Here is a 26,324-nt window from a genome sequence, read left to right as displayed (position 1 = left end):
TCGACGGCCTGTCGGCCCGGTGTTGTTGACTGTCCCCCGTGACCGATGCGAACCCCGGTGCCCCGGACCTGCCCGCCGACGTCTCCGCCCTGACCTACGAGGAAGCCCGCGACGAGCTCGTCCAGGTGGTCGCCCGGCTCGAGGCCGGCAGCGAGCCCCTGGAGGCGTCGCTCGCCCTCTGGGAGCGCGGCGAGGCGCTCGCGGCCCGCTGCCAGCAGTGGCTCGACGGCGCGCGGGAGCGGCTCGCGGCGGCGCAGGCCGCCTCGTCCGCCACCTCGTCCGGCACCGACGAGGCCGAGGAGGACGACGCGTGAGCGCGCACGTCCTCGCGGTGGGCGAGGCGCTGGTGGACGCGGTGCACCGCCCCGACGGGACCAGCGAGGAGCACCCCGGCGGCAGCCTGGCGAACGTCGCGCTCACGCTCGGCCGTCTCGGCCGCGACGTGCGGCTCGCGACCTGGCTCGGCCGCGACGCGCGCGGCGACGACGTCCGGTCGTGGCTCGCCGAGTCCCGCGTGGCCCTGGCCCCGGGCAGCGACGGCGCGGCGCGCACGAGCGTCGCCCAGGCGACCCTCGACGACACCGGCGCCGCGACCTACGAGTTCGACCTCGAGTGGCAGGTGCCCGCGGACGCGGGCGCCACGGCCGAGACGCTCGCGGTGCACACCGGCTCGATCGCCGCCGTGCTCCCGCCCGGGGACGCCGACGTGCGGGGGCTGGTGGAGGTCGCCCGGGCGACGTCGACCGTGACCTATGACCCCAACGCGAGGCCCGCGATCATGGGCGACGCCGACGTCGTCCGGCCGCGGGTCGAGGAGATCGTCGCGCTCTCGGACGTGGTGAAGGTCAGCGACGAGGACCTGGCGTGGCTCTACCCCGACCGGGCGCCGCTCGACGTCGCGCGGGACTGGCAGGCCACCGGCCCGGCGGTCGTCGTGGTGACGTTCGGGGGCGAGGGAGCGACGGCGGTCACGGCGGCCGGCGAGGTCGCCGTCGCCGCGCCGCGGGTCGACGTCGTCGACACCGTCGGCGCCGGCGACTCGTTCATGGGCGCCCTCCTCGACTGGTTGTGGGGCGCGGACCTGCTGGGCGCGGCCCGGCGGGACGCGCTGCGCGCCATCGACCGCGCGGCGACGGCACGGATGCTCGTGCGCGCGGTCGCCGTGGCCGCCGTGACCGTCTCCCGGGCCGGCGCGAACCCGCCGTGGCCCCACGATCTCATCGGGCCTGGACCGCGTGCGGGTCGGCGAGCACGGAACAGAGGAGCACTCATGACCCTGACCCCCACCGAAGCCTGGGCCCGGCTGCGGGCCGGCAACGGCCGGTTCGTCCGCGACGAGCCGGACCACCCCGACCAGGACGCCGTCCGCCGGCGCGAGCTGCGCTCGGTCCAGCACCCGCACACCGTGATCTTCGGGTGCTCCGACTCGCGGGTGGCGGCAGAGATCATCTTCGACCAGGGCCTGGGCGACGTCTTCGTCGTGCGGACCGCGGGGCACGTGGTCGACACGACCGTGCTCGGCTCCATCGAGTACGGCACGGAGGTGCTGCACACGCCCCTCGTGGTGGTGCTGGGGCACGACTCGTGCGGCGCCGTCGCGGCGACCGCGCACACCCTCGCGACCGGCGAGCAGCCCCCGGGCTTCGTGCGCGCCGTGGTCGACAAGGTCATCCCCTCGGTCGCGGAGCTCACGAGCCGCCACGGCGTCACCGGGCCGATCGACCCGGCCGTGCTGCGCACGGAGCACGTCAAGCACACCGTCGCGCTGCTGCGCGGCTACTCGGCAGCGATCGCCGCGGCCATCGACGAGGGCCGCCTGGCCGTCGTCGGCGTCGTCTACGACCTGGACGACGGCAGCGCGCACCTCGTGGCGGTCGACGGCGAGATCGGCGAGGAGCCGGCCGCCGCCTGACGGCGACGCGGGTCCCGCCCGCTCAGGCCCGTGCGGCGGCCGCCAGCAGCCGCCGCACGGTGCCGAGGGTGCGCGTCGTCGCGACGCCCCCGGTGAGCCGCTCGACGAGCGAGTTCGGGTCCGCCCAGGTCCCCGGTCCGCCCCGCACCACGCCGAGGACGACGCCCGGTCGCGCGGCGACGAGGTCGAGCAGGTCGCGCTCGTCGGTCCACGGCAGGTCCAGCGGCAGCGGTTGCCCGCCGTCCACGAACGTCAGGGTGTCGCGGTACGTCCGCTCGTCGCGGGTGAGCGCGAACGGGTCGCCGTCGATCGCCGCGGCGACGTCGGCCAGCGGACGCACGAGCGCTGCATGCGTGTATCCGGAGCGCTCGGCGAGCAACGGCGCCGCCTCTCGCACCACACGCTCGGCCGCGGACGCGTCGCCGCCCGGGTCGAGGAGCACGGTGCCGTTGGTCTGGAACGACCGCACCGCCGCGGCGCCGCCGTCGCGCAGGGCACGCTCGAGGACGTCGCGCACCGGGCTGCCGCGGTGCCCGAGGTTCATCGCGCGGTAGAGCACCACGTGGGTGAAGGTCACGCCCCGATCCTCGCCCACGCCTCCGACACCGGGCGTGACCCGGCTCACGACGGACCGCCCTCGCGGGTGCGGCACGATAGAGGCATGACTTCCGACACCGTCGTCCCCGGCGCGTCCGGCGCGGGCGAGACCGAGTACCGCATCGAGCACGACACGATGGGCGAGGTGCGCGTCCCGGCGCACGCGCTCTACCGCGCGCAGACGCAGCGGGCCGTGGAGAACTTCCCCATCTCCGGCACCACGCTCGAGCGCGGGCACATCGAGGCCCTGGCCCGCATCAAGAAGGCCGCCGCGCGCGCCAACGCCGAGCTGGGCGTGCTCGACCAGGACATCGCCGACGCGATCGTCGCCGCGGCCGACGAGGTCGCCTCGGGCGTGCACGACGCGCACTTCCCGATCGACGTCTTCCAGACCGGCTCGGGCACGTCGTCGAACATGAACACCAACGAGGTGCTGGCCACCCTCGCCACGCGCTCGCTGGGCAAGGACGTGCACCCGAACGACCACGTCAACGCCTCGCAGTCGTCCAACGACGTCTTCCCGACGTCGGTGCACGTGGCCGCCACGGCCGGCGCGATCCACGACCTGGTCCCGGGCCTGAAGCACCTGGCCGACGCCCTGGGCGCGAAGGCCGACGAGTTCGCGGCCGTCGTGAAGTCCGGCCGCACGCACCTCATGGACGCCACCCCGGTGACGCTGGGCCAGGAGTTCGGCGGCTACGCCGCGGCGATCCGCTACGGCGTCGAGCGCGTCGAGGCGGCGCTGCCCCGCGCGGCCGAGGTCCCGCTGGGCGGCACCGCGGTCGGCACCGGCATCAACACCCCGGCCGGGTTCCCGCAGCGCGTCATCGAGCTGCTGCGCGAGGACACGGGCCTCCCCCTGACCGAGGCGCGCGACCACTTCGAGGCGCAGTCGGCGCGCGACGGCCTCGTGGAGCTCTCGGGCGCGCTGCGCACCATCGCCGTGTCGCTCACCAAGATCTGCAACGACCTGCGCTGGATGGGCTCGGGCCCGAACACCGGCCTGGGCGAGATCGCGATCCCCGACCTGCAGCCGGGCTCCTCGATCATGCCGGGCAAGGTCAACCCGGTGATCCCGGAGGCCGTGCTCATGGTGGCCGCCCGGGTGGTCGGCAACGACGCCACCGTCGCGTGGGCCGGCGCCAGCGGCTCGTTCGAGCTCAACGTGCAGATCCCCGTCATCGCGCAGGGCGTGCTGGAGTCGATCCGCCTGCTCGGCAACGCGTCGCGCGTCCTGGCCGACAAGACGGTCTCGGGCATCACCGCCAACGTGGACCGCGCCCGCGCGTTCGCCGAGTCGTCGCCCTCGATCGTCACGCCGCTCAACCGCGTGATCGGCTACGAGGCCGCGGCCAAGGTCGCGAAGCACTCGGTGAAGCAGGGCATGACGGTCCGCGAGGCCGTGATCGACCTCGGTTTCGTGGAGCGCGGCGAGGTCACCGAGGCCCAGCTCGACTCGGCCCTCGACGTCCTCAAGATGACCAAGCCCCCGCAGGCCTGACGTCCCCGCCCCGCGACGGCGGCGCTCCCCTCGGGGAGCGCCGCCGTCGGCGTCTCCCGGTGGTGACCGCATACCTAGCTCGGGGTTGGTAAGGCTAACCTCACCTGCTACTGTCGGCGTACGCGGGGAGGCGCCCCTCGGGGCGCGGGGCTGGGGGGTTCCACCTGAGACGTGCGGCGCCTCCCCGCGATCAGTAGTCCTTCGGGTCCAGGCGACGCAGGACGACGGCGAGCAGCCGGCCGAGCTCGGCCCGCTCCGCCTCGGACAGGTCCGCCAGGGCCGCGCGCTCGTGCTCGATCTGCCGGGGGAACAGCTCGTCGACGAGCGCCTCCCCCTCCGTGGTCAGCGCCACGAGCACGCCGCGCTTGTCGCGCTCGTGCACGGCGCGTCCCACCAGGCCGGCGCGCTCCAGCCGGTCCAGGCGCTTGGTGATCGACGCCCCGGGCGAGCCCGTCATCGTGGTGATCTCGCCGGCGCGCAGCGGGCGCCCGGACCGCCGCAGCGCGGTGAGCACGTCGAGCTCGGCACGCGTGACGTCGCGGGCGGCGAGGTCGTCGGACACCTCGGCCTCCAGCAGGGCGGCGATCCGGCGCAACCGCGCGCCGACGTCGGCCGGGGACGTGTCGACGGCGGGGAGCCGCTCGGCCCACTGCGCGCGCACGCGCTCGATGTAGTCCACGGCGACAGGATAGACGTCACACCGCAACTACTTCCATGATGATTTACCCGTGAACTATCATCGGCGGCAATGCCTCCCACCTCCTCCCCCGTCCTGACGAGCGCCCGCGACGTCCTCGACCCCGCCCACCTGCGCACCGCGCTGCGCATCAACCCCGCCGACGCGACGCTCGCGGCAGCGCTGCGCGTCGGCGCCGCGGCCGCCGTCGTCCTCGCGCTGAGCGCCGCCGTCGGCCGCACCGACCTGGCGGCCTTCGCCTCCCTGGGGGCGCTCGTCATCCTCTACGGCCGGTACGAGCCGTACCGGCGGCGTGCGTCCCTGCTGGCCGGCGTCGCCGCCGTGTTCGTCGTCGCCTTCCTGCTCACGGCCTCCCTCACCGCCGCGGGCGCCCCCGTGCTCGTGGTCCTCGCGGTGGTGGCGCTGGTGGCCGGCGTGGCCACCGCCCTGTGCACCCTGGTCCGCACCGGACCGCCCGGGGCGAGCATCGTCGTCTTCGCCGCGGCGGGCGGCATGGTCGGCCCCCTGGCGTGGGGCGACGTCGCCGAGCGCGGGGCCGCGTTCGCCGTCGGCGCCGCGATCGCGTGGCTCGTCGGGATGGGCGGGTGGCTCGTCCGCCCGAGCGCGCCGGCGCGGCTCGCCGTCCGCCGGGCGGCGGACGCCGTGCGGAGGTCCCTCGACGCCGGCACCGACGCCCCGGACGCCGCGCGGGCCGCGTCGGCCGCCGTGGCCCGGGCCCGCGAGGTGCTCGCCGACGACCTGTCCCGCCGGCGCACCCGCGACACCGCGCGCGTGCTCGCCGCCGAGCTGGCAGCGGTCGAGGCGGCGCTCGACCCCACGACGTCCGACGAGACCCCCGACGGCGCGACCTCGCGCACCGTCCCGCCCGCCGACGCCCTGCCGCCGCGTCGCCGCCTGCGCGACGACGTCCGCGCCGGCTGGCGCCTCCCCGGCTGGCGCCTCGCCGGGGTCCGCGTGGTGCTGGCGAGCGTCGTCGCCGGCGCGGGCACGCTCGCCGCCGGGCTGAGCCATCCGGCGTGGGCGCAGCTCGGCGCCACGGCCACCCTGCAGGGCGCGAGCACGCGCCACGCCGTGGTCCGCGCGCTGCAGCGCGGGGGCGGCACCGTGCTGGGCGCGCTGCTCGCCTGGCCCCTCCTGGCGGCGCACCTGTCGTTCGCCGCGACCTGCGTCGTCGTCGTGGTGCTGCAGGTGGTCACGGAGGTCGTCGTCGGGCGCCACTACGGGCTGGCGATGCTCACCATCACGCCGATGGCGCTGCTGATGACGTCCCTCGGCGGGTCGGTCGACCCGGCCGGGATCGCGGCCTCGCGCGCCCTCGACACCGTGCTCGGCGCCGTGGTGGGGGTGCTCGCCGTCGTCCTGGTGCACCCGCGCCGCCGGCCGGCCGCGCCTGCGGCGGCCTGACCGGCGGCGCGGGCGCGCCCCGTCAGATCTCCAGCGACTCCAGCATCTCGGTGACCAGCGCCGCGACGGGCGACCGCTCGGAGCGCGTCAGGGTCACGTGCGCGAACAGCGGGTGCCCCTTCATCGCCTCGATCACGGCGGCGACGCCGTCGTGCCGGCCGACCCTCAGGTTGTCGCGCTGCGCGACGTCGTGCGTGAGGACCACGCGCGAGTCCTGCCCGATGCGGGACAGCACCGTGAGGAGCACGTTCCGCTCGAGGGACTGGGCCTCGTCCACGATGACGAACGCGTCGTGCAGCGAGCGTCCGCGGATGTGGGTCAGCGGCAGCACCTCGAGCATCTCGCGGTCGATCACCTCGTCGACGACGTCGGGCGAGACGAGCGCGCCGAGCGTGTCGTAGACCGCCTGCGCCCAGGGATTCATCTTCTCGGACTCGGACCCGGGCAGGTAGCCGAGCTCCTGCCCGCCCACCGCGTACAGCGGGCGGAACACGATCACCTTGCGGTGCTGCCGGCGCTCGAGCACCGCCTCCAGGCCGGCGCACAGCGCCAGCGCCGACTTGCCGGTACCGGCGCGCCCGCCCAGCGACAGGATCCCCACCTCCGGGTCCAGCAGCAGGTCGATGGCGATGCGCTGCTCCGCGGAGCGGCCGTGCACGCCGAAGACGTCCTGGTCGCCGCGCACGAGCCGGACCGTCTTGTCGGCCGTGACGCGCCCGAGTGCCGAGCCGCCCGGCGAATGGATCACCAGCCCGGTGTGGCACAGCAACGGCGAGGCGGCCTCGACGACCGCCGGGTCCAGGGCGGCCAGCTCCACCTCGCCGCCCTCGTACAGGGTGCCCACCTGCTCGTCGGCGACGTCGATCTCGCGCATCCCCGTCCAGCCCGAGTCGACGGCGAGCTCGTGGCGGTACTCCTCCGCGCGCAGGCCCACGGCCGACGCCTTGACCCGCATCGGCAGGTCCTTGGAGACCACGGTGACGTCGCAGCCCTCGGCCGCGAGGTTCGCCGCCACGGACAGGATCCGGGTGTCGTTGTCGCCGAGCCGGAACCCGGCGGGCAGCACCTGCGGATCGGTGTGGTTGAGCTCCACCCGCAGCGTGCCGCCCGCCTCGCCCACCGGGATGGGCGCGTCGAGACGGCCGTGCTTGAGGCGCAGCTCGTCGAGCATCCGCAGCGCGCTGCGCGCGAAGTAGCCGAGCTCGGCGTGGTGCCGCTTGGCCTCCAGCTCCGTGATGACGACGACCGGCAGGACGACGTCGTGCTCGGCGAAGCGGTGGATCGCCCGCGGGTCGGACAACAGCACGGACGTGTCGACGACGAACGTGCGCGGGGTGGTGCCGTCCGGTTCGATGGCGTCGACGGTGTCGCGCTCAGGGACGGGTGCAGTTCGGGCCACGGCGAGCTCCCTCCAGGTGGACGGGCGGCCGCCCCGGGGGCGCCGTGCGGCGCCGGGCCGGAGCCGGCCCTCCCGCACGGAGCGTGAACCCCATCGGCTGGCCTCCCCGAGGACGGCTGGACACCGTCCCTGCCGCCAAACTACGACGCTGTGATTCGCGCCACCACCCCCACGTCGGCGGGTCGGGAAGTTGTCACCCCCCGTTCACGCGTTCGACCCCGCCGCGACGCGGGCAGGAAGGGCGAGCACCATGGAGCCGTGACCCCCCAGCCCTCGACACCCCCCACGCCTGCGGACGACCACCCGACCGCCTGGGTCGTGCTCCTGCGCGGCGTGAACGTCGGCGGGTCCCGCCGCGTGACCTCCGCCGACCTGCGCGAGGCCGCCGCCACGGCGGGCCTGGCCGATGCCCGCACCTACGCCAACAGCGGCAACCTCGTGGCCGTCGGGGCGACGGACGACGGCGACGTCGCCGGGCGCGTCGCGGCCGCGCTGGCCGACCGCCTCGACGGCGACCTGCGCGTCGTCGCCCTGACGGCGGAACGCGCGGCCGCCGTCCTCGCCGCCGACCCGTTCCCCGACTCCGTGGCCGACCACCCGTCCCACGTGCAGGTGCACGTCTCCCCCGAGCCCGTGGACGCCGACGCCCTCGCGCGGCTGGTGGAGGACCGGCCGGAGCGGGTCGCCGTCGTCGACGGCGTGCTCTACGTGGACTACGTGGTGGGCATCGGCCGGTCGAAGCTCACCCCCGCGCTGGTCGACGGGGCCGCGGGCACCTGGACCACCGCGCGGAACTGGAACACCCTGACGAAGCTGGTGGCGATGGCCCGCGAGGCGACCTGAGACGCCGGGGCCGGCCTTCGGCACCGGACGTTAGGCTGGCCCGCGGTGAGCCGGGAAGTCTGGTCGGTGGCACCGGCTGCGACGCCGGTAGGACCATCGACCCCACGACCGGACGGGAGCACCACCCTGACCTCCGAGACCGCCACCCAGCCCATCGGCACCCGCCTGCGCCGCTTCGCCTCGCGCGAGACCACGGGCGGGGCGCTCCTCATCGGCGCCGCCGTCCTCGCGCTGATCTGCGCGAACGCCCCGTGGCGCGAGTCGTACTTCGCGCTGTCCGAGGCGGTGCTCGGCTTCGACCGGCTGGGCCCGCTGTCCGTGCACCTCGACCTCACGGTCGCGGAGTGGGCGGCCGACGGCCTGCTCGCGATCTTCTTCTTCGTCGTCGGCGTGGAGCTCAAGCACGAGTTCGTGGCCGGCAGCCTCCGCAGCCCGAAGGAGGCGGGCGTGCCGATGCTGGCCGCCGTCGGGGGCATGGCGGTGCCCGCGATCCTCTACGCGGTGATCGTCGTCGCGCTGGGCGAGCCCGGCGCCCTCCAGGGGTGGGCCATCCCCACCGCCACCGACATCGCCTTCGCGCTCGGCGTGCTGGCCGTGTTCGGCAAGGGGCTGCCCGCCGCGGTGCGGACGTTCCTGCTCACCCTCGCGGTGGTCGACGACCTGCTCGCGATCATCGTCATCGCCGTCTTCTACACGTCGTCCCTGGACTTCGGCTACCTCGCTGCGTCGCTCGTCGTGATCGTGGTGTTCGGCCTGGTCGTGCGCTCCCGCCGCCCGTACTGGTGGATGCTGGTGCCCCTCTTCGCCGTGGCCTGGGCGTTCATGCACGCCTCCGGCGTGCACGCGACGGTGGCGGGCGTGCTCATGGGCTTCACCGTCGCGGCCCGGCCCGCCTACGGCGAGGCCGCCCCGCGCACGCACCGCTACGAGCGGGCGGTCAAGCCCTGGTCGCAGGGCGTCGCGCTCCCGGTCTTCGCGTTCTTCGCGGCCGGCGTCGACCTGGTCGACGGCGGCGGCGTCACCGAGATCCTCGGGCAGCCCGTGGTCCCGGCCATCACGATCGGGCTCGTGGTGGGCAAGCTCATCGGCGTGCTGGGCACGACCGCGCTGGTCACACGGCTCACCCCGCTCCGGCTCGCGCAGGGCATCGGCGTGCGCGACCTGCTCCCCGTCGGCTTCCTCGCCGGCATCGGGTTCACCGTCGCGCTGCTCGTGTCCGAGCTGTCGTTCGGCCACGCGTCGGAGCACACGGAGGGCGCGAAGGCCGCCATCCTGCTGGGGTCGGTGATCGCCGCCGTGCTCGGCGCCCTCACCCTGCGCTGGGACGCCCGGCGCGCCCGCACGTCCGACATGAACCTCGACGGCGTCGACGACGCCGTCGCCGACTTCATCGGGGACGAGAAGGACCGCAAGGAGCACTGAGGGCGGCAGCCCCGCGGGCGGGGATCCGCGGGGCCGTGCCCGCCGCGAGCGCCGGCTCCCGCCGCGCCACCGCGGCCGTCCGCGCCGCCGGAGCGACGCGGCGTCCGCGGGCGGCCCAGGCCGTGAGGGCCCGGTCGACGACAAACCCGAGCACCGTGCCCACGACGATCCCGACGGCGACGGCGAGCAGCGGGTGGTCGCCCAACGGCTGGGCGGCCACCACCCCGAGGAGCACGGACCACGTCGCCCACGCGAGGGACGCGACGGCCGACAGCCCCATGAAGCGGCGCCGCGAGAACCCGACCGCGCCCGCGGTGACGTTGACCGCCATCCGCCCCACGGGCACGAACCTCGCGCCGAGGACGACGGACGCGCCGCGCCGCTCGAAGGAGCGCGCCGCCCAGGCCACGGCACGCTGACCGCGCGGGCCGCGCAGGAAAGGGACCCGGGACGTGCCGAGCGCGCGGCCGAGAGCGTAGGCGATCTGGTCGCCGCACCAGGCGCCGAGGGCCGCGACGAGGATCACGAGCGCGAGGTTCACGGCCTGCCCGGTCTCGGCGCCCACCGCCATCATGATGATCACGGTCTCGCCGGGCACGGGCGGGAAGAAGCCGTCGGCCGCGGTCGCCCCGAACAGGGCGGGGAACGCCCAGGCGGAGGACACGAGCGCGAACAGCGTGCTCTCCAGCTGTCCCCAGAACTGGGCCACCCCCGTGGCGATCGCCTCGATCATGCCTCCCACCCTCCGGCGTCGGGGCCGCCCGCCACCATGGGGTGTGCCCCCGGTTCGACCCTGGGGGAACCCTGAGGTGCCCCGGTCGCCCCGGGGTCAGGCGTCGCGTGCCGGGCGGCCGAGCAGCAGGTCGCGGCTGCGCTCCACCTGGTCGCGCAGCGCCCCCAGCAGCGCGGCGACGGCGGGCCGGCGCCAGGACTCCGGGTGCACGACGGCCCAGTAGGGCAGCCGGTCGCGCACCTCGCCCGGGAGCAGCCGCACCAGGTCAGGGTGCCGGTCGGCCATGAAGCACGGCAGGAACCCGACGCCCGCGCCCGCCCGGGTGGCCTCGACGTGCACGAAGACGTTGGTCGACGTGAGCGCGTCGCGCATCCCCGGCACCAGCCGCCGCGGGGCGTCGAGGGCGTCCACCTGGAGCATCGAGTTCACGAAGTAGACCAGACCGTGGCCCGCCAGGTCCGCGGCCGTCGCCGGTGCGCCGCGGCGGGCGAGGTAGTCCCGCGAGGCGTACATGCCGAGCTCGTAGTCGCCGAGCCGCACCGCCTTGGCGCGGCCCACCTGGGGCTCGCCGACCACGACCTCCACGTCGACCCCGGAGCGGTGCTGCGTGGCGTGCCGGGTGACGGTGACCAGCTCGACGGACAGCTCCGGGTGGCGGCTCCGGAGCGCGGCCACGGCCGGCGACGCGACGTAGGCGCTGAACCCGTCGGTCGCCGTCATCCGCACGACCCCCGTGACCGGGTCCGGCTCGCCGTCCGGGGCGGCCAGGCCGGCGACCGCCGCCGCGACGGCCTCGGCGGCTCGGGCCGCGCGCTCCCCCAGCCCGGTGAGCTCCCAGCCGTCGGCGCCGCGCACCAGGACCCGGCCGCCGAGCGCGCGCTCGAGCGCGGCCACGTTGCGCGCGACGGTCGTGTGGTTGACGCCGAGCACCTCGGCCGCGGTCGTGTACCGACCGGTGCGGGCGACCTCGAGCAGCACGAGGAGCTGGTCGGGCGAGGGCGGCGTCGTCGGCACGCCGGCACCCTACTGCCCGCCGCACCCGATCTGCACCCGTGCACACCGCGCGTGCTCGGTTGGTCGTTGCGCGCACAGCCGTCCGCCCGGCAGCATCCTCGGCGTCAGGTGGCGACGACGCCACGGTGTCAACGACGACACGGAGGAACCATGGCCGCGGGCCAGAACACGGCGCCGGACGGCGCGACGCACGGCACGGGCGACGGCGGCAGCGACCGTTCGCTGCTCACCAGGATCGTGTCCGCCTCGATGGCCGGCACGGTCGTCGAGTGGTACGACTTCTTCCTCTACGCGACCGCGGCGGCGCTCGTCTTCGACAAGGTGCTGATGCCCGCCATGGGCAACGAGTACGACGGCATCATCGCCGCCTTCGTCACGTACGCGATCGGCTTCCTCGCCCGCCCCCTGGGCGGCGTGATCTTCGGTCACCTCGGCGACAAGCTGGGCCGCAAGCACACCCTGCAGGTGACGATCATGATGATCGGCGCCGCGACCGTGCTCATGGGCTGCCTGCCGAGCTACGACGCGATCGGCCTCGCCGCGCCGGCGCTCCTCGTGCTGCTGCGCTTCGTGCAGGGCATCGCGCTGGGCGGCGAGTGGGGCGGCGCGGTCCTGCTCGTGGCGGAGCACGCGCCGGACAGCAGCCGCGCCCGGTGGGCCGCGTGGCCGCAGGCCGCCGTCCCGGTGGGCAACCTGCTCGCCACCGCCGTGCTCTGGATCATGTCCACCACGCTGTCCGACGCCGCGTTCCTCTCGTGGGGCTGGCGCGTCGCCTTCTGGCTGTCGGCCGTCGTCGTGCTCGTCGGCTACTGGATCCGCACGACCATCACGGACGCGCCGATCTTCGAGGAGGCGAAGGCCGAGCTCGAGGAGGGCAAGACGTCGGGCTACGGCGTCCGCGACGTCGTCCGGCGGTACCCGCGCGGCGTGCTCACCGGCATGGGCCTGCGGTTCGCGGAGAACATCATGTACTACCTGGTGGTGAGCTTCTCGATCGTCTACCTCGGCACCGGGCTGGGCATGGACACGGCGTCGATCCTCGGCGTCATCGCGATCGCGCACGCGTTCCACTTCGGGGTGATCCTCTGGGTCGGGCGCCTGGCCGACCGACTCGGGCGCAAGCCGGTGTACCTCGCGGGGGCGGTCCTCGGCGGCACCTGGGGCCTGTGGGCGTTCCCCGCGTTCGGCACGAGGAGCACGGTCGTGGCGCTGGTCGTCATCATGGTGGGCCTGCTGTTCCACGCCCTCATGTACGCCGGGCAGCCGGCCATCATGGCCGAGATGTTCCCGACCCGGATGCGGTACTCGGGCGTCTCCATCTCGTACCAGGTGACGTCGATCGTGGCGGGCTCGCTGGCCCCGATCCTCGCCACGACCTGGCTCAAGACCACCGGCTCGTGGTGGCCCACCGCCGTGTACCTGCTGGTGGCCGGCGCGATCACGACCGTGGCCGTGCTGAGCATGCGCGAGACCCGCGGCATCTCCCTGCGCGACCTCGACGCCCGCGACCGCGCCACCGCCGGGGCGGTCGCATGACGGGCGGCACCGCCCGCCCGGCGCCCGGCGGGCCCACGCTCGCCGGGCGCCGGGCCCTGGTCACCGGCGGCGCGTCCGGCATCGGCGCGGCCTGCGCGCGGGAGCTGGCCGCGCGCGGCGCCCACGTGGTCGTCGCGGACGTGGAGCCCGACGGCGCGAAGCGTCTCGCCGACGAGCTCGGCGGCGAGGCGTGGGTCGTGGACCTCGCCGACACCCGTGCCCTCGACGACCTGCGCCTCGACGTCGACGTCCTGGTGAACAACGCCGGCGTCCAACGGGTCAGCCCGGTCGAGGACTTCGCGCCCGACGACTTCCGGCTCGTCCACCGCCTCATGCTCGAGGCGCCGTTCCTGCTGGTGCGGGCGGCGCTGCCCCGCATGTACGCCCGCGGCTGGGGGCGGGTCGTCAACGTCTCGTCCGTGCACGGGCTCGTCGCGTCGCCGTTCAAGTCGGCGTACGTGTCCGCGAAGCACGGGCTCGAAGGGCTGTCCAAGACGGTCGCGCTCGAGGGCGGGCCGCACGGGGTCACCAGCGTCTGCGTGAACCCGGGCTACGTGCGCACGCCGCTCGTCGAGAAGCAGGTCACCGACCAGGCCGGCGTGCACGGCATCCCCGAGGCGGACGTCCTGACCGAGGTGATGCTCGCCGAGCACGCGGTGAAGCGGCTCGTCGAGCCCTCGGAGGTCGCGTCGCTGGTCGGCTGGCTCACCGGGCCGGACGCCTCGATGGTCACCGGCGCCTCGTGGACGATCGACGGCGGATGGAGCGCACGATGACCGGTCTCGACAAGACCGTCGCGACGGCGGCCGAGGCCGTCGCCGACGTCCCCGACGGCGCCTCGCTCGCCGTCGGCGGCTTCGGCCTGTCCGGCAACCCGGTCGCGCTGATCGAGGCGCTCCTCGCCCGCGGCACCACGGGCCTGTCCGTGGTGAGCAACAACTGCGGCGTCGACGACTGGGGCCTGGGCCTGCTGCTGGGCGCCGGGCGCATCCGCCGGATGACCAGCTCGTACGTGGGCGAGAACAAGGAGTTCGAGCGGCAGTTCCTGGCCGGGGAGCTCGAGCTGGTCCTCACGCCGCAGGGCACGCTCGCGGAGCAGCTGCGCGCGGGCGGTTCCGGGATCGCGGCGTTCTGGACGCGCACCGGCGTCGGCACGCAGGTGGCCGACGGCGGCCTGCCGCAGCGGTACGACGGCGCCGGCGGCGTCGCCGTCGCCTCGTCGCGCAAGGAGGTCCGCGCCTTCACGGCCGCGGACGGCACGAGCGCCGACTTCGTGCTCGAGGAGGCGATCACGACCGACTACGCCCTCGTGCACGCCGCGCGGGGCGACCGGCACGGCAACCTCGTCTTCCACCGCTCCGCCCGGAACTTCTCGCCGCTGGCGGCGATGGCGGGCCGCGTGTGCGTCGCCCAGGTCGAGGAGCTCGTCGAGCCCGGCGAGATCGACCCGGACGACGTGCACCTGCCCGGCGTCTTCGTGCACCGCGTGGTGCACGTGCCCGGGGGCGAGAAGCGGATCGAGAAGCGCACCACGACGCCGACGGCCGCCACCCCGACGCCGACGACGACCACGACGACGAAGGAGGGCTGACCCGTGCCGCTCACCCGCGACGAGATGGCCGCGCGCGCCGCGGCGGAGCTGGCCGACGGCTGGTACGTGAACCTGGGCATCGGGCTGCCGACGCTCGTGCCGAACCACGTGCCCGCCGGCCGTCACCTCGTGCTCCAGTCCGAGAACGGCCTGCTCGGCGTCGGCCCCTATCCCTTCGACGCCGACGTGGACCCCGACCTGATCAACGCCGGCAAGGAGACGGTCACGTTGCTGCCCGGCGCCTCCGTGTTCGACTCGGCGACCAGCTTCGGCATGATCCGCGGGGGCAAGATCGACGCGGCGGTCCTCGGCGGCATGCAGGTCAGCGCCGCCGGCGACCTCGCCAACTGGATGATCCCCGGCAAGATGGTCAAGGGGCCCGGCGGCGCGATGGACCTGGTGCACGGCGCGCGGCGCGTGATCGTGCTCATGGAGCACACCGCCAGGGACGGGTCCCCCAAGCTCCTGCCGGAGTGCACGCTCCCCCTCACGGGGCGGGGCGTGGTGCACCGCGTCATCACCGATCTCGCGGTGCTCGACGTCGCGCCCGACGGCTTCGTGCTCCGCGAGCTGGCACCGGGCGTCGCCGTCGACGACGTGGTCGCGGCCACCGGCGCGCCCGTCGTCGTCGACCTCGACCGCCGGGGCGCCGACAGGGCCGTCGCGTGACGCCGGGTGACCTCAGGCGGCCCGTCGGGAGCGCGCCACCAGCACGAGGGCGACCAGCACGCCGACGACGCTTGCCGCCGCCGCGACCCAGAACGCGGCGGAGTAGGCGCCGGCGGGGTCGGCCGTGCCGGCCGCGAGGAGGGCGGTGACGACGGGCGCCGCCGCCGCCGAGCCGACGGTCCGCACCACGCTGTTCAGCCCGGTCGCCGCGCCGGTCTCGGTGGGTGGCGACCAGGAGACGACGAGCTGGGCGCAGATCGCGTACCCGATCCCGTTGCCGAGGCCGAGCACGGAGAAGGCCACCACGACCGCCCACGGCGTCGCCGGCCACAACGCGAGCCCCACCGCGCCGAGGAGCATCACGGCCGCCGCGACGGCCCCCGTGCCGCCCGGGCCGACCCGGCGCACGAGCGCCGGTGTCGCGCGCCCGCCGAGGAAGACGAGGACGGCGCTGGGGAGCATCGCCAGGCCGGAGACGGTCACGGTCATCCCGTGGCCGTACCCGGTGCCGGCGGGCGCCTGCATGAGCAGCGGCAGGGCGACGTAGCAGACGTAGGGCACGAAGCCCACGGCCACCGTCAGCAGGCTGACGAGCACGATCGGCCCGTGGCGGAAGGTGCGCACGTCGACCACGGGCGCCTCCGTGCGCCGCTCGACGAGGACGAGCACGGCGAGCAGCACGAGTCCGGCCACGCCGACGACGACCGTCCGCGCCGAGGTCCAGCCCCACGAGCCGCCCTGCGAGACGGCGAGCAGCACGCCCACGAGGCCGCCCGCGAGGAGCGCGATGCCGGGCCAGTCCGTCCGGCGCTGCACGGCGGGCGCGCCCCCGCGCGGCACCCACGCGGCGACCAGCGCGCCCGAGCCGAGGATCAGCACGGCGCCGAGGACGAACAGCCAGCGCCAGCCCAGGGCGTCGACGACCAGGCCGCCCACCACGAGCGCCGCGCCCGCACCGAGGCCGATCATGCCGGGGATCCAGCCGAACGCGGCCGCGAGCCGCGGGCCCGCCAGCGCGGACCGCGCGATCGCCAGGGCGAGCGGGAACGTCGCGGTGCTCACGCCCTGCACCACGCGGGCCACGAGCAGCACGCCGAGCGTCGGTGCGGCGGCTGCCAGGAGCGTCGCCGCCGCGAACACGACGATGGTGCCGAGCAGCACGCGTCGGTGGCCGAACCGGTCGCCGAGGTTGCCGACGACGGGCGCGAAGACCGCCCCGGCGAGCAGGAACGCCGTGAGGATCCAGCCGGTCCCCTGGGCGGTGGCGCCGAGCTCCCGGCCCAGCGTCGGCAGGGCGGGCACGACGAGCGTCTGCATCAGCGAGAACGCCAGCACGGCGGCGCTCAGCGCGAAGATCACGCGCCCGGGGCTGCGGACGGCGGTGCTGTCGGTCGGAGGCACGGGTGGGCTCGCTCTCTGTGGTGAGGGTGGCTGCGCCTCGTCGCGCGGGGCCGAGGGGGACGGCACATCAAACGGAACGGAATGCTCGTTCCGATTCACCCTAGCATCGCGCCGCGGGCTACCGTGTGCCCATGCCCTCCCCCGCCGAGCCGTCCGACGAGCGCGCCGACCCTCCGCTGCCCGGCCGGAAGCGGGAGGCGCGCGCCAACGACACCGCCGTGCTCGCCGCCGCGCGCGAGGTCTTCGCGGCGCAGGGCCACGGCGCGTCGATGGCCGACGTCGCCCGGCACGCCGGCGTCGGTGTGGGTTCGGTGTACCGCCGCTACCCGACCAAGGAGGCGCTCGTCGAGGCGCTGCACGTGCAGGCCGTGCGCGAGGCGGCACGCCTGGCGGCCGAGGTCGCCGACCGGTTCGGGTCCGGACCCGTGCCCGAGGACGGCGCGGTCGGCACCTTCCTCGCGCGGCAGATCACCGAGGCCACCGGGCCGTTGCTGCGCCCCCCGGGAAACGGCGGGCCGCTCCCCGACGACCTGGCCGCCGCGACGCGCGACCTGCGCGTGGGGCTCGAGCGCCTGGTCGCCTACGACCGCGCCGCGGACCTGCTGCCTGCCGGCTTCACCACCGCCGACGTCATGCAGCTGCTGCTGCACCTGCGCCCGACGCTCCCCTTTCCTCGCGCCGAGGCGGACGCCCTGCACCTGCGCTACCTCCGGCTCGTCCTGGCCGGCCTGCGGGCGGGGGCACGCGACGACGTCGGGCTCGGCGACGGCCCGAGCTGGGACGAGTGGGTCGGCGCCTGGCACGACTGAGCAGTCCCCCCTCCCGCCGAGCAGGCGGTGAGGCGCCGAATGACCGCTGAGAACGTGCGCAACCGCCTGCTCGGCGTCAGTCGGCGAGCGGCGCGTGCCGCTCCAGGAACTCGTAGACCTCGGTGGTGTCGACGCCCGGGAACGCGCCGGACGGCATCGCCGCGAGCATGGACGCGTGCGGGCGGGCGCTCGGGAACGCGTGCCCGACCCAGCGGCGGGCGAGCGGCTCGGCCGGCCTCCGGCAGCAGCTCTCGTCGGGGCAGCGCGACGTGCTGCGCGCCGTCGTCTCCCGGCCCAGGAACCACTTGACCTGCGCGTACGGCACGCCGACGCTCACGGAGAACCGCCCGTCGGGCGTGTCCTGCACGCGGGACGTGCACCAGTAGGTACCCGTCGGGGTGTCCGTGTACTGGTAGTACGGGCTGAGCCGGTCGGCGATGCCGAACACCACGCGGGCGGTCCAGTGGCGGCACACGTGCTGCCCCTCCACGGTGCCCAGCGGGTCGGCGGGGAACCGCACGCCGTCGTTCTCGTACGCCTTGTGGATCGCCCCCGACTCGTGAACCTTCATGAAGTGCACCGGGATGCCCAGGTGCCGGGTCGCCAGGTTCGTGAAGCGGTGGGCCACCGTCTCGTAGGAGACGGCGAACGCGTCGCGCAGGTCCTCCAGCGAGATCGACCGCCGCTCCTTCGCCTCGCGGAGCTGCTTGACCGCCTCCCGCTCGGGCACCAGGAGCGCCGCGCACAGGTAGTTGGCCTCGACGCGCTGGCGCAGGAACTCGCGGTAGTCGCGCGGCTCGGCGTGCTCCAGCACGTGCGAGGCGAGGGCTTGGAGCACCGCCGAGCGCGCCTCGGACCTGCCGCGGATCCCGTTGCTCGGCAGGTAGACCCGGCGGTGGAGCTGGTCGATCACCGCGCGCGTGGACTGCGGCAGGTCCGGCTCGTAGTGGATCGAGAAGCCCAGGTGGGCGGCCAGCTCCCCCACCGCGCGCTGCGGCAGCGGTCCCCGCCCGTGCCCGACGTCGTCGAGCAGCCCGCGCGCGACGATCTCCAGGTCGGGGAAGTAGTTGTCCTGCGCGCGCATGTCCGCGCGCAGCTCGGTGTTGGCCCGGCGCGCCTCCTCGGGGGTCAGCGCGCGCTCGGAGTGCAGCCGCTCCAGCTCGCGCTGCAGACCGACGATCGCCTCGAGCGCGTCCGACGGGAGGGACTTGCCCACCTTCACAGGACGCACGCCCAGCGCGGAGAAGAGCGAGCCCCTTTGCACGCGCTCCAGCTCGATCTCCAGGGCGTCGCGGTGCGACGGCGGCTCGGCGGAGAGCAGGTCCTCGACCGTGGCGCCGAGGGCGCGGGCCACGGCCTGCAGGCGCGCGATCGTGGGTTCGCGCTTGCCGTTCTCGAGCATGGAGACCTGCGACGGCGCACGTCCGATGGCTTCTCCGAGCTGCTCCAGGGTCATGCCGCGGCGGGTGCGCAGGTGCCGGATGCGGCGGCCGATCGTCAGCGCGTCCGCCTCCTGGCCGATGGGGATGCCGTGCGGCAGCGTGGCGTCGTCCCGGGTACCGGGCGCGGAATCGGTCGAGATGGCCATGCTCGAGGGTGACACGTGCCACACCTTCCGTCCAGGAGAAGAACCCCGGAATTTCTCCTCAGAATTCCTGGCCGCGGGGTGGCGCGGCGCGCGAGGGTCGTGGTCATCGGCACCGCCACCGACGACCGAGACACACGAAAGAGGCTCGACATGACCGCCATCCTCGACTCCCGCAGCACCACCCGCGCCGGCGACCAGGCCCAGACGGCCACGCAGCTCGCCGAGCAGTGGGCCGCCGACCCGCGCTGGGACGGCATCAGCCGTGACTACACCGCGGAGGACGTCGTCGCGCTGCGCGGGTCGGTCGGCGAGGAGTTCACGCTGGCCCGCCGCGGCGCCGAGCGGCTGTGGCGCCAGCTGCACGAGGAGGACTTCATCAACGCGCTCGGCGCGCTCACCGGCAACCAGGCCGTGCAGCAGGTGAAGGCCGGGCTCCAGGCCATCTACCTCTCGGGCTGGCAGGTGGCCGGCGACGCGAATCTCGCAGGCCAGACCTACCCCGACCAGTCCCTGTACCCGGCGAACTCCGTGCCCGCCGTCGTGCGCCGCATCAACAACGCGCTGCTGCGCGCCGACCAGATCGACGTCTCCGAGAACGGCGCCCCGACGCGCGACTGGCTCGCCCCGATCGTCGCGGACGCCGAGGCCGGCTTCGGCGGCCCGCTCAACGCGTACGAGCTGATGCGGTCGATGATCGCGTCGGGTGCCGCGGGCGTGCACTGGGAGGACCAGCTCGCCAGCGAGAAGAAGTGCGGTCACCTGGGCGGCAAGGTGCTCATCCCCACCCAGCAGCACGTGCGCACCCTCAACGCGGCGCGCCTCGCGGCCGACGTCTCCGACGTGCCGAGCGTCGTCATCGCCCGCACCGACGCCGAGGCGGCCACGCTGATCACGTCCGACGTCGACGAGCGCGACCGCCCGTTCCTCACCGGAGGACGCACGGGCGAGGGCTTCTACGAGGTGCGCAACGGCGTCGAGCCGTGCATCGCGCGGGCCAAGGCCTACGCCCCGTACGCCGACCTCATCTGGATGGAGACCGGCACCCCGGACCTCGAGCTCGCGCGGACGTTCGCGGAGGCCGTCAAGGCCGACTTCCCCGACCAGATGCTGGCGTACAACTGCTCGCCGTCGTTCAACTGGAAGAAGCACCTGGACGACGACACGATCGCGAAGTTCCAGCGCGAGCTGGGCGCCATGGGATTCCGCTTCCAGTTCATCACCCTGGCCGGCTTCCACGCCCTCAACTACTCGATGTTCGACCTCGCCCACGGCTACGCCCGCGAGCAGATGTCCGCCTACGTGCGGCTCCAGGAGGCCGAGTTCGCCGCCGAGGAGCGCGGCTACACCGCGACCAAGCACCAGCGCGAGGTCGGCACCGGCTACTTCGACCGCGTGTCGACGGCGCTCAACCCCGACGCCGCCACCCTCGCGCTCGCGGGCTCCACCGAGGCCGCGCAGTTCTGAGAGCCCCGCAGCTCTGACCCTCCCCACCCGTTCCGCCCGACCAGCCCCGACAGACCGGAGGCACGCCATGACCACGCTCACGTCCCCGACCACCGCCCCGCGCACCGCTCCCGTGCCGGCCGTCGCGCCCGCCGTCGGCACGCCGCTCGCCGACACGGCGACCGACCCGTTCGTCTGGGGCGGGACGTCGCTCGCGGAGGGGCACCTCACCGTCACCGCCCCGCTGGAGGCGCGCGACGAGGAGATCCTCACCCCGGAGGCGCTGGCGTTCCTGGCGATGCTGCACGACCGGTTCGCCGACGACCGCACCGCGCTGCTGCTGGAGCGGCAGCGGCGGATGCGGAGCGTCGCGGACGGCGAGGACCCGGACTTCCACCCCGCCACCCGGCCCGTGCGCGACGACCCGTCCTGGCGGGTGGCGGGCGCGGCCGGCGCGCCGGGGCTGAGCGACCGCCGCGTGGAGATCACGGGCCCGACGGACCCGAAGATGACGATCAACGCGCTCAACTCCGGCGCCCGGTGCTGGCTGGCCGACGCCGAGGACGCGCAGTCCCCGACGTGGCGCAACGTCGTGGAGGGGCAGCTCGCCCTGCACGACGCGATCCGCGGCACGCTGACGTTCACCAACCCGGCGGGCAAGGAGTACGCGCTCCGGTCGACGGACCTCACCGAGCTGCCGACCATCGTGTTCCGGCCCCGCGGGTGGCACCTGTTCGAGTCGCACCTGGCGTACACCGGCCCCGACGGGTCGACGCAGCCGGCGTCGGGCTCGCTGGTCGACTTCGGCCTGTACCTGTTCCACAACGCCCACGAGCTGGTCTCCCGCGGGCGCGGACCGTACTTCTACCTGCCGAAGCTGGAGGGGTACCGCGAGGCGCGGCTGTGGAACGAGGTGTTCGAGGCGGCCCAGGACGCGCTCGGCATCCCGCGGGGCACGATCCGCGCGACGGTGCTCATCGAGACGCTGCCCGCCGCGTTCGAGATGGAGGAGATCCTCTACGAGCTGCGCGACCACTGCGCCGGCCTCAACGCCGGCCGCTGGGACTACCTGTTCAGCGTGATCAAGTGCTTCCGGAAGCGGGGGTCGTCGTACGTGCTGCCCGACCGCGGGCAGGTCACGATGACCGCGCCGTTCATGCGGGCGTACACCGAGCTGCTCGTCGCCACGTGCCACAAGCGCGGGGCGCACGCCATCGGCGGCATGAGCGCCTTCATCCCCGACCGCCGCTCCCCCGAGGTGACCGAGCGCGCCGTCGAGCAGGTGTGGGCCGACAAGACGCGCGAGGCCCACGACGGCTTCGACGGCACCTGGGTGGCCCACCCCGACCTGGTCGAGGTGGCGCGCGGCGCGTTCGACGAGGTGCTCGGCGAGCGCGAGAACCAGGTCGACCGCCTGCGCGACGACGTCGAGGTGGGCCAGGCCGAGCTGCTCGACGTCGCCTCGGCGCGGCGCGGGGGCGCCACCGTCACGGCGGCCGGGCTCCGGACGAACGTGTCCGTGGGGCTGCGCTACATCGAGTCGTGGCTGCGCGGCACCGGCGCGGCGGCGATCGACCACCTCATGGAGGACGCGGCCACGGCTGAGATCTCCCGGTCGCAGGTGTGGCAGTGGGTCGCGTCCGGCACGACGACGGAGGACGGCCTGCCCATCACCCGCGTGCGCTGCGAGGCCGTGCTGCGCGACGTCCTGCGCGGCCTCCCGCGGTCCGCCGGCGACCGCTTCGAGGACGCCGCGGCGCTGTTCCGCGAGGTGGCCCTCGGCGAGGAGTTCCCGCCGTTCCTCACCACCGGCGCCTACGCCCGCTACCTCGCGGGCTGACCGCCCTCCGGTCGGTCGCCGAACAGGCGGTTGACACCGTCATCGCAGCCCGTCGGGCCCGATCACGGTGTCAACCGCCTGTTCGGCGTCGCCTCGGGCAGGATCGGGGGATGGCGACGACGCTGCGCACGCTCCTGCTGGGCCAGGTCGAGTTCTACTGGGACGCGCACCTGTGGCCGCGGCTGCAAGGGCTGACCGACGACGAGTACCTCTGGGAGCCGGTCGACGGGGCGTGGAGCCTGCGGCGCGACGACGGCGGCACGGTCCGGATCGAGCTGACGCCGGTGGACCCGCCCGTGCCGCCGGTGACGACGATCGCGTGGCGTGCCGCGCACCTGGGCCGCGACGTCTGGGGCACGCGCGGCCGCGCGCTCTTCGGGCCGACGACCGCCCCGGCCGACGCCGACATGTTCGACGCGCGGCACTGGCCGGAGCCGCTGCCGCTGACCGCCGCCGGCGGCCTCGGCCTGCTGCGCGAGGGGTACGAGCTGTGGCGCGACCACCTGTCGCGGCTCGACGACGACGCGCTCGCCGAGCCGCTCGGGCCTCGCGGCGGGCCCTACGCGGACGACTCGCTCGCCGCGCTCGTCGTGCACCTCAACCGCGAGGCGATGGCGCACGGCGCCGAGATCTGCCTGCTGCGCGACCTCTACCGCGCGCAGCGCGAGCGCCGCGACCCCGTCGTCGCGACGGCGCTCGGGGGCAGCGCGGCCGACCTCGAGCGGATGCTCCGGCTCGACGGCGGCCTGGGCGACCTGCCCGACCGGCACCCGACGCTGCTCGTCGAGCTGGCGGGGCTCGGCCGCTGGGACGCGGTGCGGTCGCTCGCGGAGCGCGGCTTCCCGGTCACCGTCGCGGCCGACGACGGCTCCACGGCGCTGCACTACGCGGCGACCACCGGCACCCCGGACGATGCCCGGCTGCTGCTCGACCACGGCGCCGACCCCAGCGCCGTCGACGCACGCTTCGGGACGACGCCGGCCGGCTGGGCCCAGTTCCTGGGCCGCACGGAGCTGGCCGAGACGCTCGCCCCCTGACCGCCGAGCAGGCGGTCGACACCGTGATGGGCCCCGTGGGACCGCGATGACGGTGTCAACCGCCTGTTCGGCAACGGGGCGCGGCGGCCTGTGGATAACCCCGGCGGGCGGTCGTCCGGGTGCGGCAGGGTGACGGCGCATGGACACCATCACCCCGTTCCGCCCGGGCGACGAGGTCGCCGACGACGCCGAGCTGCTGGAGCTCGCCCATTTCCTGGCGGGAGGCGTCCACCCACGACGGCGCACGCTCACCGTCACCTGGCTCGACGCCGACGACCGGCTCCTCGGGCTCGCGCTGCCCATCGACGACGTGCCCCGCCGGCCCGACCCCGCCGCCCTCGTCGGCCTGGGCACCGTGCTGCGCAGCGTCGTCGACGACGAGGCACCCGGCGGCAGCGCCGTCGTCGTGCTCGAGCGGCCCGGCGACGCGACGCTCACGGCCGACGACCGCGCCTGGAACCGCGACCTGCGCGAGCAGACCGACGCCCAGGACGTGCGGCTGCGCGGGTTCTTCGTCGCCGCCGGCGGACAGGTGCGGCCGCTGGCGCTGGACGACGCGTGAGCTCAGTCCTCCACGCGGACGGACTGGCTGCCGTCGACGACGTCGGCGGTGCCGTGCCGCAGCGGCCGCGGCTCGAGGTCCAGGAACACCAGCCCGCTCTCGCCGATCCGCGACCGCGTGACGGCGAACCCGGACGGCGCGGCGCCGTCGTCGAACAGGCGCGCGCCGGAGCCGACGACGACGGGCGCGACGACGAGCCGCCAGACGTCCACGAGCCCCAGGTCGTGCAGCGTGCTCGCGAGGCGCGCGCTGCCGTGCACCTGCAGCTCGCCGTCCGGGCCGTCCTTGAGCTCCTGCACCCGGGCGGCCAGGTCGGCGTCGTCGGCGGGGTCGATCACGGTCGTCCCGGCCCACTCCGGGTCGCGCAGGGTCGAGGAGACGACGTAGCGGGGGCCGGCGTCGATGCGCGCGGCGAGGGCGTCGTCCGGGTCGGTGACCTGCCCCCACGACGCCCAGAACATGTCGTAGGTGGTGCGGCCGAGCAGGAAGGCGTCGACCTCCGCGAACCACCCGTCCACGACCTCCCCGAACACCGGGTCCGTGGTGAACGGGACGAACCAGCCGCCCTCGGTGAAGCCGCCGCGGGTGTCCTCCTCGGGCCCTCCGGGGCCCTGCACCACCCCGTCGAGCGAGGTGAAGATGTTGACGCTCAGCCGCACGGCATCCTCCGTCATCGACCGCCCGGCCGACCTTTGCCCTGGACTTCCGCGCCTCGGCGGCATACTTTCACCTCGGCAGCATGCTGTGACCGGATTCACACACGCTACCGGATCCGCCGGTCGGACGAGCTGGAGGGAGCGGGGCCGTGGCCGATGTCCTGGTGCTCAACGCGGGCTACGAGCCCCTGCACCGCGTGTCGGTCAAGCACGCCATCACGATGCTCGTCCGCGAGGTCGCGGTCGTCGAGGAGGCGGTGGAGGGCCACCGCTTCGGCCCCTACCCGATGCCCCGCGTGCTGCGCCTGGTGCGGTACGTCGCGATGCGCTGGCGGTACCGCAGCGCGGGCCGGCCGGCGGTCACGAAGGACGGCGTGAAGCGTCGCGACGGCGCGTGCGCCTACTGCGGCGGACCCGCGGAGACGGTCGACCACGTGGTCCCGCGCTCCCGTGGCGGCGACTCGTCGTGGCTCAACCTCGTCGCCGCGTGCGAGACGTGCAACGGGCGCAAGGCCGACCGCACCCCGCTGGAGGCCGGCATGCCGCTGCTGCTCGCACCCTTCGTCCCGCCCGCGGAGCACGGGCTCGTGCGCCGGCGACGGCGCGCCACCGCGCCGGCCGCGGCCTGAGCTCAGGCCGCGGGCTCGTCCTCCGGCAGGTCGGGCACCACGGTGAGCGACCCGGTCGCCGGCAGGGCGTTCGCGCCGCCCCGGTCCGCCGGCGTGAGCGCGCGCGACGCGATGACGCTGCTCGCGAAGTTCGCGTGGCACTCGGTGCAGTACCACTCGGGCGTGGGCACGGGCACCTCGAAGCCGCCGTAGACGACGTCCGGCTCGGCGTTCATCACGTCGTCCTGGAAGGTCATGCCCCACACGATCCGCTTGGTCTTGCCCCGCGCGCCGCAGCCCGGGCACTGGGGGCGCATCCGCGCGCGCTGCGACGCCACGGTGTGCGCGTGCAGCAGGTCGTGGCACTGGCCGCACAGCAGGTGCACATCGCGCACGAGCTGCTCGAGGGTGCGCCCGCCCGCGGTCGTGGTGCCGAGGCGGACCGCGCCGTCGTCGTGCGCCTGCATGCGGTGCACGTCGACGAACCGCTCGCAGGTGGCGCAGCGCTCCTCGCGGCGCATCGACCAGCCCGTCACGGCGCGGTGGCCCAGGATGCGCAGGGCGTGCACGTCGGGCGCGGTGGCGCCGGCGCCGCAGTCGCCCGGGTCCAGCGTGTGCACGGGGCCGCCGCGGAACTGCTCCGCGACGCCGTCGAGCACGAGCCGCGCGTGCTCGGGTGGCAGCCAGCCGGACGTGCCCGTGTAGGTGTCGGCGCCCTCGAACAGGTCGGCCCACACGATCGGGCGGTCCGGGCCGAAGAGGTCGTCGCTCACCCAGCTCTCGCCGTCGCTGGCACCCATGAGCTCGACGGCGGCGACCACGCCGGCGTCGCCGAGCACGGTGACGACGACGTCCCCCCGCTGCGGGCCGTCCGGACCGGCCGGCAGCCGGTGCTCCGGCGACCGGGTCGCGATCGCGACGGACTCCGTCAGCCAGTCGGCCGACCAGTGGAGGTACACGGACGGCACGAGCCACGCGGGCAGGGCCGACAGGGAGGGGAGGGTCTCTCGGGTCACCGGGAGAACATATCGGGCGCCGACCCTCCGACACCACGGGCGAGGT

The 26,324-nt window shown here is 74.8% G+C and carries 25 protein-coding genes; 16 read left to right on the top strand and 9 right to left on the bottom strand.

Going from position 1 to position 26,324, the window contains the following annotated elements; genetic code table 11:
* Positions 1-38 precede the first annotated feature (38 nt).
* The gene (locus tag ACFQ8T_RS02890) at positions 39-314 is read left to right on the top strand and encodes an exodeoxyribonuclease VII small subunit (protein WP_430545045.1); all 276 of its coding nucleotides are present in this window, start codon (positions 39-41) and stop codon (positions 312-314) included.
* On the top strand, positions 311-1,912 hold the full coding sequence (locus ACFQ8T_RS02885; RefSeq protein WP_430545044.1) for a PfkB family carbohydrate kinase: 1,602 nt from the start codon (positions 311-313) through the stop codon (positions 1,910-1,912). The genes ACFQ8T_RS02890 and ACFQ8T_RS02885 overlap by 4 nt, the downstream gene beginning before the upstream one ends.
* Positions 1,913-1,934: 22 nt before the next feature.
* On the opposite strand, the gene ACFQ8T_RS02880 is transcribed toward ACFQ8T_RS02885, so the two are convergent.
* Positions 1,935-2,489: a DUF1697 domain-containing protein gene (locus ACFQ8T_RS02880; RefSeq protein WP_430545043.1), complete on the bottom strand. Its 555-nt coding sequence runs from the start codon at positions 2,487-2,489 to the stop codon at positions 1,935-1,937.
* An 84-nt stretch (positions 2,490-2,573) separates the two neighbouring features.
* Between ACFQ8T_RS02880 and ACFQ8T_RS02875 the strand changes: the two genes are divergently transcribed.
* Positions 2,574-4,010, top strand: coding sequence for a class II fumarate hydratase (locus tag ACFQ8T_RS02875; protein WP_430545042.1), 1,437 nt, complete (start codon positions 2,574-2,576; stop codon positions 4,008-4,010).
* A 190-nt stretch (positions 4,011-4,200) separates the two neighbouring features.
* On the opposite strand, the gene ACFQ8T_RS02870 is transcribed toward ACFQ8T_RS02875, so the two are convergent.
* A complete protein-coding gene (locus ACFQ8T_RS02870; protein WP_430545041.1) occupies positions 4,201-4,689 on the bottom strand; it encodes a MarR family winged helix-turn-helix transcriptional regulator in 489 nt (162 codons plus the stop codon).
* Between the two features lie 69 nt (positions 4,690-4,758).
* On the opposite strand from ACFQ8T_RS02870, the gene ACFQ8T_RS02865 reads away from it, so the two are divergent.
* The gene (locus tag ACFQ8T_RS02865) at positions 4,759-6,111 is read left to right on the top strand and encodes an FUSC family protein (RefSeq protein ID WP_430545040.1); all 1,353 of its coding nucleotides are present in this window, start codon (positions 4,759-4,761) and stop codon (positions 6,109-6,111) included.
* Positions 6,112-6,133: 22 nt separating this feature from the next.
* Here ACFQ8T_RS02865 and ACFQ8T_RS02860 read toward each other — a convergent pair whose 3' ends face one another.
* Positions 6,134-7,465 carry a PhoH family protein gene (locus ACFQ8T_RS02860; RefSeq protein WP_430545090.1) on the bottom strand — a complete coding sequence of 444 codons (1,332 nt, stop codon included), beginning with the start codon at positions 7,463-7,465 and terminating at the stop codon, positions 6,134-6,136.
* Positions 7,466-7,768: 303 nt separating this feature from the next.
* Here ACFQ8T_RS02860 and ACFQ8T_RS02855 point away from each other — a divergent pair, with 303 nt between their 5' ends.
* Positions 7,769-8,353, top strand: a complete 585-nt coding sequence (locus ACFQ8T_RS02855; protein ID WP_430545039.1) for a DUF1697 domain-containing protein — start codon at positions 7,769-7,771, stop codon at positions 8,351-8,353.
* A gap of 45 nt (positions 8,354-8,398) precedes the next feature.
* Positions 8,399-9,775: a Na+/H+ antiporter NhaA gene (gene nhaA / locus ACFQ8T_RS02850; protein WP_430545038.1), complete on the top strand. Its 1,377-nt coding sequence runs from the start codon at positions 8,399-8,401 to the stop codon at positions 9,773-9,775.
* Here the strand turns inward: nhaA and ACFQ8T_RS02845 are convergent.
* Both ACFQ8T_RS02845 and ACFQ8T_RS02840 read right to left on the bottom strand, forming a co-directional pair.
* Positions 9,741-10,508 carry a DedA family protein gene (locus ACFQ8T_RS02845; protein WP_430545037.1) on the bottom strand — a complete coding sequence of 256 codons (768 nt, stop codon included), beginning with the start codon at positions 10,506-10,508 and terminating at the stop codon, positions 9,741-9,743. The genes nhaA and ACFQ8T_RS02845 overlap by 35 nt on opposite strands.
* 96 nt (positions 10,509-10,604) lie before the next feature.
* On the bottom strand, positions 10,605-11,522 hold the full coding sequence (locus tag ACFQ8T_RS02840) for a LysR family transcriptional regulator (protein WP_430545036.1): 918 nt from the start codon (positions 11,520-11,522) through the stop codon (positions 10,605-10,607).
* Between the two features lie 150 nt (positions 11,523-11,672).
* Between ACFQ8T_RS02840 and ACFQ8T_RS02835 the strand changes: the two genes are divergently transcribed.
* From ACFQ8T_RS02835 to ACFQ8T_RS02820, 4 genes are read left to right on the top strand one after another with little or no spacing between them, the layout of a single operon-like run.
* Positions 11,673-13,058 (top strand): MFS transporter, encoded by a 1,386-nt coding sequence (locus tag ACFQ8T_RS02835; RefSeq protein ID WP_430545035.1) that lies wholly within the window; start codon positions 11,673-11,675, stop codon positions 13,056-13,058.
* Complete coding sequence (locus ACFQ8T_RS02830) at positions 13,055-13,834, top strand: 3-hydroxybutyrate dehydrogenase (protein ID WP_430545034.1); 780 nt, start codon at positions 13,055-13,057, stop codon at positions 13,832-13,834. Before ACFQ8T_RS02835 ends, ACFQ8T_RS02830 begins: the two co-directional genes overlap by 4 nt.
* Positions 13,831-14,649, top strand: coding sequence for a CoA transferase subunit A (locus tag ACFQ8T_RS02825; RefSeq protein WP_430545033.1), 819 nt, complete (start codon positions 13,831-13,833; stop codon positions 14,647-14,649). The genes ACFQ8T_RS02830 and ACFQ8T_RS02825 overlap by 4 nt, the downstream gene beginning before the upstream one ends.
* Positions 14,650-14,652: 3 nt before the next feature.
* Positions 14,653-15,318, top strand: coding sequence for a 3-oxoacid CoA-transferase subunit B (locus ACFQ8T_RS02820; RefSeq protein WP_430545032.1), 666 nt, complete (start codon positions 14,653-14,655; stop codon positions 15,316-15,318).
* Between the two features lie 12 nt (positions 15,319-15,330).
* On the opposite strand, the gene ACFQ8T_RS02815 is transcribed toward ACFQ8T_RS02820, so the two are convergent.
* A complete protein-coding gene (locus tag ACFQ8T_RS02815) occupies positions 15,331-16,719 on the bottom strand; it encodes an MFS transporter (RefSeq protein ID WP_430545031.1) in 1,389 nt (462 codons plus the stop codon).
* A 131-nt stretch (positions 16,720-16,850) separates the two neighbouring features.
* On the opposite strand from ACFQ8T_RS02815, the gene ACFQ8T_RS02810 reads away from it, so the two are divergent.
* Positions 16,851-17,528 (top strand): TetR/AcrR family transcriptional regulator, encoded by a 678-nt coding sequence (locus ACFQ8T_RS02810; RefSeq protein ID WP_430545030.1) that lies wholly within the window; start codon positions 16,851-16,853, stop codon positions 17,526-17,528.
* Positions 17,529-17,604: 76 nt separating this feature from the next.
* Here the strand turns inward: ACFQ8T_RS02810 and ACFQ8T_RS02805 are convergent, their stop codons facing one another.
* Positions 17,605-19,116, bottom strand: coding sequence for a helix-turn-helix domain-containing protein (locus tag ACFQ8T_RS02805; protein ID WP_430545029.1), 1,512 nt, complete (start codon positions 19,114-19,116; stop codon positions 17,605-17,607).
* Positions 19,117-19,266: 150 nt separating this feature from the next.
* Here ACFQ8T_RS02805 and aceA point away from each other — a divergent pair, with 150 nt between their 5' ends.
* The 4 genes from aceA to ACFQ8T_RS02785 all read left to right on the top strand — a co-directional run bounded on the left by aceA (position 19,267) and on the right by ACFQ8T_RS02785 (position 23,998).
* Positions 19,267-20,580: an isocitrate lyase gene (gene aceA, locus ACFQ8T_RS02800; protein WP_430545028.1), complete on the top strand. Its 1,314-nt coding sequence runs from the start codon at positions 19,267-19,269 to the stop codon at positions 20,578-20,580.
* A 67-nt stretch (positions 20,581-20,647) separates the two neighbouring features.
* The gene (gene aceB / locus ACFQ8T_RS02795; RefSeq protein WP_430545027.1) at positions 20,648-22,399 is read left to right on the top strand and encodes a malate synthase A; all 1,752 of its coding nucleotides are present in this window, start codon (positions 20,648-20,650) and stop codon (positions 22,397-22,399) included.
* Between the two features lie 110 nt (positions 22,400-22,509).
* On the top strand, positions 22,510-23,436 hold the full coding sequence (locus tag ACFQ8T_RS02790) for an ankyrin repeat domain-containing protein (protein ID WP_430545026.1): 927 nt from the start codon (positions 22,510-22,512) through the stop codon (positions 23,434-23,436).
* Positions 23,437-23,575: 139 nt separating this feature from the next.
* On the top strand, positions 23,576-23,998 hold the full coding sequence (locus ACFQ8T_RS02785) for a hypothetical protein (protein WP_430545025.1): 423 nt from the start codon (positions 23,576-23,578) through the stop codon (positions 23,996-23,998).
* Positions 23,999-24,000: 2 nt separating this feature from the next.
* On the opposite strand, the gene ACFQ8T_RS02780 is transcribed toward ACFQ8T_RS02785, so the two are convergent.
* The gene (locus ACFQ8T_RS02780; protein ID WP_430545024.1) at positions 24,001-24,672 is read right to left on the bottom strand and encodes a dihydrofolate reductase family protein; all 672 of its coding nucleotides are present in this window, start codon (positions 24,670-24,672) and stop codon (positions 24,001-24,003) included.
* Between the two features lie 131 nt (positions 24,673-24,803).
* Here ACFQ8T_RS02780 and ACFQ8T_RS02775 point away from each other — a divergent pair, with 131 nt between their 5' ends.
* On the top strand, positions 24,804-25,283 hold the full coding sequence (locus tag ACFQ8T_RS02775; protein ID WP_429762592.1) for an HNH endonuclease: 480 nt from the start codon (positions 24,804-24,806) through the stop codon (positions 25,281-25,283).
* A gap of 2 nt (positions 25,284-25,285) precedes the next feature.
* Here the strand turns inward: ACFQ8T_RS02775 and ACFQ8T_RS02770 are convergent, their stop codons facing one another.
* On the bottom strand, positions 25,286-26,278 hold the full coding sequence (locus ACFQ8T_RS02770; protein WP_429762593.1) for a hypothetical protein: 993 nt from the start codon (positions 26,276-26,278) through the stop codon (positions 25,286-25,288).
* Between the last annotated feature and the right edge of the window lie 46 nt (positions 26,279-26,324).

The sequence above is a fragment of the Isoptericola sp. NPDC056618 genome (assembly GCF_042792715.1).
Lineage (GTDB): Bacteria > Actinomycetota > Actinomycetes > Actinomycetales > Cellulomonadaceae > Isoptericola > Isoptericola nanjingensis.
The sequence above is the reverse complement of the archived record's forward strand: the minus strand, read 5'-3'. Positions and strand labels throughout refer to the sequence as shown.